Origin of the sequence: Algoriphagus sp., assembly GCF_024642405.1 — a bacterium.
Lineage (GTDB): Bacteria > Bacteroidota > Bacteroidia > Cytophagales > Cyclobacteriaceae > Algoriphagus.
Window position 1 is genome coordinate 4,110 of sequence record NZ_JAHEBC010000120.1, and the last position, 7,034, is coordinate 11,143.

The 7,034-nt window shown below is 34.8% G+C and carries 4 protein-coding genes and 1 pseudogene; all 5 read left to right on the forward strand.

Features of this window, described 5'->3' with window-relative positions; all coding sequences use genetic code 11:
- The first annotated feature begins 222 nt into the window (after positions 1-222).
- Positions 223-1,113: an alpha/beta hydrolase-fold protein gene (locus tag Q0L68_RS10695; protein WP_296702750.1), complete on the forward strand. Its 891-nt coding sequence runs from the start codon at positions 223-225 to the stop codon at positions 1,111-1,113.
- Between the two features lie 215 nt (positions 1,114-1,328).
- On the forward strand, positions 1,329-2,540 hold the full coding sequence (locus Q0L68_RS10700) for a glycoside hydrolase family 18 protein (RefSeq protein ID WP_296702754.1): 1,212 nt from the start codon (positions 1,329-1,331) through the stop codon (positions 2,538-2,540).
- A 173-nt stretch (positions 2,541-2,713) separates the two neighbouring features.
- Entirely contained in the window at positions 2,714-5,170 is a 2,457-nt protein-coding gene (locus Q0L68_RS10705; protein ID WP_296702756.1) for a hypothetical protein, read from the forward strand.
- A 261-nt stretch (positions 5,171-5,431) separates the two neighbouring features.
- A complete protein-coding gene (locus Q0L68_RS10710; protein WP_296702760.1) occupies positions 5,432-6,169 on the forward strand; it encodes a DUF6090 family protein in 738 nt (245 codons plus the stop codon).
- A 225-nt stretch (positions 6,170-6,394) separates the two neighbouring features.
- Positions 6,395-7,034 (forward strand): annotated as a pseudogene (locus tag Q0L68_RS10715) (phage tail sheath family protein); the annotation flags it as partial.

A 7,034-nucleotide genomic window follows, 5' to 3' on the forward strand; every position in this document is an offset into this window, starting at 1 on the left:
ATGTTTATTTAAACTCTTCCCTTAATCTTTACTTTTCTGTCAATTATTTAAGTTTATTGGCACTAGTTACGGGAATTTCCTCCATTGCAAAATCGATATTTTTAAACATTGAAAATAACCAATCCAACATGGAAACGTTCACTTTTTAGAAATTTCAGGTTTTTCAGCCTTTGGAAGGCATAATTCAATAAACTATATTCAGGACTGTTTCTCATTCAAAAAATGAAAAAAAGGATTTTCTATTTAATAGGTTTTATATTTTTTATTATCGGAATTTACCTGACAACTAAAATAGTCTCTGATATAATTGAAGAAAAGAAGCGTAAAGAAAAGGTGATGAATATGGAGCATACAGCATCTCAAAACGTGAGAATTCTGATTGATACCATAGAAGTTGAATACCTTAATGAAAAAAGAACACTAGGCATTTATCTACCAGAAAATTATGAGGATGATACTGCTAGTTATTCGGTTCTCTATTTTTTAGATGGGCAGTCCTTATTTGACCAAAAGATCCAAGAAGGAAACGAATGGCAGTTGGATGAAGTATTGGACAGCCTAGGAAGGATTTCTCAGGAACAATCCATTATTGTGGGTTTATATAATTCAGAAGACCGAGTAAAGGAATACTCTCCACTCCCCTCAACCCAATGGTTTTCAGGAAAAGATTATAGTGGTGATAAACATGCAGAATGGATTGTTTCAAGTGTTAAACCTTGGATCGATGCAAGGTACCGCACAAAAAAAGAAGCAAAATATACAGTGATTGGAGGTGCTTCTTTAGGAGGATTAATGTCCTTTTATATGCTTATGAAATATCCTACTGTTTTTGGAGGTGCCATTGTATTTTCACCTTCTTTTTGGATAAATAAAGAAGTGTTCAAGTTGCATGAAAACAACAAAAATATTTTTAATCAACGGATTTATTTCAATGCAGGCGATTTAGAACCATCAACCGTTCAAAATGTAAAAAGAATGTATGAGATACTTCTCAAATACGGAGTCCCAAAGAAAAATCTAATGGTTGATACCGAAAAAGATCTGGGACATTCTCACATGACATGGAGAAATGGATTTAGGAAAGCCTATCCATGGATTATCAGGGACAAATAAAACATATTGACATTCACCTCATCTTTTTATAGAAGAAACTCCAGTTCTTTTTTATCAAAATCAGTTAGCCCTAACTCTTATTTTTCAATTACTGTACTGACTTAATTTCAAAGAAAAAATATTTTTCTTCTTTACTTTATTAAAAAATATTTTAATTTAAGTAATTGCTACTTCTTAAAATTTATTAATTAAGGCTAAAGAAAACCAAATTGAACTTGAAAAACATAGTTAAACCGCACCTTCTACTTCTAATTTTTATAATCGCCTGTTCTCCAAAATCTACTAATCAAGATGAAGGGGCTGAAGAAACCGAAATTTCATCTAAGCCGGTAATCATGGCCTATTACGTAGCAGAACGGGATTATCAGCCAGAAAAAATACCTGTGGAAAAGTTGACTCACATTATCTACTCTTTTACAAATGTGATTGACGGGGAAATGAAATTCAGGAACGAAGAAGTTGCAGGACCTAAGCTAGAAGCACTTGTAAAACAAAAAGATCGCAACCCGGACCTGAAAGTAATGATTGCCTGTGGCGGTTGGGGTGCCGATGGGTTTTCAGATATGGCACTCACTGAAGAAAGTAGAACAAAATTCATCAATAGTGCCTCAGAGTTCATAAAAAAATATCAACTCGATGGGATGGACATGGACTGGGAATATCCAGGAATATCAGGTGCAGGCACCATGGCACGTCCAGAGGACACCCAAAATTTCACTTCTTTAATGAAGGGATTGCGTGAGATGCTTGATGAATTTGATTCTCCTAAAGTATTGACCTTTGCATCAGCAGGTTGGAAGCGGTATTACGATTTTGTAGATATGGATCAGGTGATGAAATATGCCAATTACACCAATGTGATGACCTATGATCAAGTTTCTGGAGTATCCATATACACCGGTCATCATACTCCTCTGGGAGATGTGAGTAGTGGAGAAATATCTGGTACTCCATTTCATGATCATCTGGATAGCTTATATAAAAATGGAAATAGCCCTGATCCTGATCCTCGTTCTGCTGAAAAAATTGTGGATTTCTTGATCGATAGTGGCGTAAACCCAAATCAGATAGTAATTGGAAGTGCTTTCTATGGAAGAGTTTGGAAAGGTGTTCCACCTGCAAACAATGGATTATATCAGCTCAGCGGTGGACTTCAGATTGGATGGATGGCTTATCATAGAATTAGGGAAACTTATGAACAGGATCCGAATTTTCAGCGGTACTGGGATGAGAAAGCTAAAGCACCTTTTATGTATAATTCTACAGACAGCTTAATGGTATCCTATGATGATACTGTTTCAGTGGCACTAAAAACCAAGTACACCATGGAAAAAGGACTAGGTGGAATCATGTTCTGGGAGTTAGGAAATGATACCAAAGAAGAAGGAAGTCTTCTTGACGCGATTTATAAAGCTGCACAGGAATAATTCCTAAAGGATAGCTTGAATTTTCGGATAAATAGAAAATCCTTTTTAGTATTTAGAATAGAACTAATCTCCTTCCGAATTGTATCCTTTGCCCATTAAAAGAATTACTATTTCCCTAGATTAGTTATAGAAAATCGACTTCTAATATCCCAACTTTAGAAACTATACTCAAAATGATAACTCAATTGAAACCATTCTCGATACTACTTTTAATTCTGGTAAGTTCAATTGTGTTCTCCTGTTCAAAAAATCAAACTCTCATTTTTGATGGTTCAGCAGGCCCTTTAAAAATCAGCATTAATGAAAAAGGGGAGATTGTAAAACTAACTGATCAAAACACAGGGGTAAATTATACACTAGAGGATACAATAGCCTCTTTGTTGTCGGTTAGGATTAATAATCAATACATCCAACCAAAGTCAGCTTCTATAAAAGATGGCTTGATTAGCTTGGCTTTTGAAAATGATGTTGTTGCCGATATCAAAATTGAGGAAAAAGAAACTCATTTCACATTCGAGTTAATTTCTATCACAAATAATGATCTTGTTGAATTAATTGTCTGGGGCCCTTACCCAACTTCTATACAAAAAACTATCTCTGAAACCGTTGGTGTGGTACGAGATGATAATTTTGCCATTGGTATTCAAGCTTTAAATATTAAAACTCTTGGAGGATATCCTTGGAATGAAAGTGACCGCATGCCAGAATTCGACTTTGTTCGAGAGGCCGACTTAAACAATATGCATCCTAAATCAGATGGCAGTGTTCTATATAGGGTTGAAGCAGCTGCTCCTCTTCAAAATGGCAGTACACTTCAAGCCTATACCAGAAATAGAAATTCTGAAAGAATATACTCGGATGTTGCTCATGAAAAAATTGTTGCCCCACCTTATGAAGACGGGGGAGTACTTGGTTCAAAAATAGCATTATTTGGAAGTCCGGAACCCAAAACATTGGAAACAATTGGTGCTATTGAAATTTCCGAAGGACTCCCCCATCCAATGATTGACGGAGAATGGGTGAAGACAAACCGAAATGCAGCAGCTGCTTATCTCATTACTAATTTCACTGAATCAACAGTGGATGATGCAATAGCATTAACCAAAAAGGCAGGCTTGAAATATCTATATCATTATGGAAAGACTTTCGAAACCTGGGGGCAATTTGAATTATATAAAGGTGAATTTCCAAATGGAATTGAGGGTTTAAAAGAATGTGTTGATAAAGCCGAAAAGGAAGGAATTCACATGGGAACTCATTTCTTATCGAATTTTATTGCAACAGATGATAAATACGTTACACCGATTCCAGATGAAAGACTCGCCAAAGTAGGGAGTTCGACCATCCTAGAAAATATTGACGCCAATGCTTCCGTGATTACAATCGAATCTCCTGAATTCTTCAATCAAATGAAGAATAACAATTTAAAAACAGTAATGATTGGTGAGGAATTGATCCGTTATGGCAGTGTGTCAGAACAGTCACCATGGCAATTGCTTGATTGTCAAAGAGGTGCATTTGACACAAAAGCCAGTAGTCATATGAAAGGGGAAAAGATCTCCAAGTTGCTCGATCATGGATACAAGGTATTCCTAAGTGATGCTGACTTGACCAAAGAGATGTCTATAACCATGGCTAACCTATACAACAAAACTGGTCTTCGTCAAATTTCATTTGATGGTTTAGAAGGAAATCGGTCTACTGGATTGGGTACCTATGGTGAGTCATTAATGCCCTATACATGGTATAATAACTTGTCTGATGAATTAAAAAATCATCTGATAATCGATGCAAGTCGCACCACTCATTTTTTCTGGCACATTTACAGCCGGATGAACTGGGGAGAACCTTGGTATGCGGGTTTCCGCGAAAGTCAGACAGAATACAGATTTAACAATCAGGCTTATTTCCAAAGAAATTTTATGCCTGGCATGTTGGGTTGGTTTAAAATGACTCCTGAAACCAGTGTTGAAGACATGGAATGGATGCTCGCGAAATCAGCTGGGTATGATGCCGGATATGCACTGGTCGCCGATCTTCCAACTGTTAATCAGAATGGAAATTCAGACAAAATATTGGAATTGATTGGTGATTGGGAAAAATTGAGAATTTCTGACTCCTTTAGCAAAGCTCAAAAAGAAGGCATGCGGGATAGCGAAAAAGAATTCACCCTAAAAAAAGTGAATGACTCAGAATGGAACTTACAGGAAGTTTATTCAGAAATTTACAGTCATGAGAAAAAAGTAAGACAACCAGGAGAACCTTTGTATTCCACCTTAGAATTCAATAATGCCGGAGAAGAGCAAGTGTTAAATTTCACCATGACAGCTATTAATTGCGATGTAAGCGGCGTTTCGCTTGAGATCAATGGATATAAGAAAATAGAACTTCCGGGAACTATCAAAGAAGGGCAAATCTTGAAATATTCTGGAGGCAAAGAAGTGGTTTTGTTTGATTCAAACTGGCAGATCATTCGGAAATACAATATTGATCTTTCTGATCTGAAGATTAATAATGGTGAGAATGTGATTACTGTAGATAGCAATTTCGACAAAGCAGAAAAGGACGCAAGTATCAAAGTAGAAATCAGAACTTATGGGGAGGATCAAAAAGTAGTTTTAAAAAATTGATTTATAACTGGAATAAAATCAAACCCTTATTTTTTAACTGCATTCCAATTAAACAATTACCTATTTGAGATATCATGTAGATATTAATTTTAGACAAGAAGTTATACTTTGAAATATAATTTCATATACATCTATTTTTCAGGTACTTGAAAGTGATTCATTAATAGGTTAGATTGTATTAATTAAAGTATCTAAGGACATTTTTCTTATTCGGTCCTTAGTCTTTTTTTTCCAAAATAACTATGGTCATAATATTAACAAATGATAAAATTTTATCGAATAATTCGCCAACGTCTCTTAAGCGAGAATAAGATTACAAAGTATATGATTTATGCTATTGGTGAAATTGTGCTGGTGGTTATCGGTATTTTGATTGCACTTCAGTTAAATACCTGGAATCAAGACCGAATAGATAGGAAAATGGAAAAAAAGATCTTAACAGATCTGCGACAAGAGTTAAAGACAAACAAACAAAAAATCAGAGCGGCTATCGAAAGACGCGAGGATCGTTATAATCCTTTAGATAGATATATGAAATTGATGGAAGAAGATAGTATACCCTTTTTAGATTTCTTAGAAATTCATAAAGTAAACTTCTTCTCAGGTCAAATTTCCCCTTCCTTTGGGGTGATTAATTCTTTAATTTCATCAGGAGAAGTCAATTTGATTTCTAATGATTCTTTGAAATATTTAGCCACGGATTGGAAAGATGTTATAGCGGTATTTATGTCTGTTGAAAAAAGTTCTTTTGATGGGCATAGAAGATTTTCAGACTATTTCGACACACGATTCCCTTTCTTAGGAAATCAATTTCACAATAAATCTCCAGAAGACCTACAAGACAGATTTGAGAAAATCATTGATGATGTTGAATATCGAAACAAGTTAATAACAGTAAAACAACATTTCGAGGGCGCTATAAGAATTGGCGAAGAGACAATAGAATATATTGATGGAATGACAAATCTTATCGATCGGGAAATTGAAAAAATGAATTGAAATAAATTACAAGGAAATTCATCTTAATAATAAAGTTTTTTAACTGAAGAATTGAAATTACCCAGCACAAACTAAATTTTTATTCTCTAAATAATATTACCTTAAGGATTGTGTCAATGGATTGGACAATTATCCTGTTCTTAGTTAGTTTTATATACTACTAAGAATTTCCTTAAATCCATTATTTCAATTTTAAACCTAATACTTTTTTTCAAAAAAATTAATATGAGTGAAATCAAAAAACCAGGTGTTTATATCAATGAAATCAATGCATTTCCAAATTCCATTGTACCTATTCCAACAGCTGTACCAGCATTTATTGGATATACACCAAGAGTAAAATTTAAACAAAGATCGTATAAAAATATTCCGCAGAAAATTACCTCTTTTGCAGAATTTCAAGAGATTTATTGTTTTTCAGATGTACCAAATGCTTTAGATCCTGCAAAACAATACAGCCCCGAGTATTATCTCATAAAGCAAAATTCCCAGCCAGAAAGAGAAAACTTTATCTCAATAAACGGAAGCTTTTATTCCATACTTCCTGATCCGAATACAATTTATTATCTATACAACAGCATCAGGCTTTTCTATGAGAATGGTGGTAGTGAAGCTTATATCGTATCAGTTGGAACCTATGGAAAGCCTTCTAAAAAACCGATCAAGCCAGGAAAAGGAATTATCAACAAAAAAGTGCAATTGAATGCTCTGATCAATGGAGTTGCCTCATTAAAGAATGAGAAAAAACCAACGATGTACATCTGCCCTGATGCAACACTCTTGTCAATTGAAGAAAATGGAACTTTGATGCAGGAGATGTTACTTCAAAGCAATGAAGTTCAAAGAGCGGTCAGTATTTTTGATG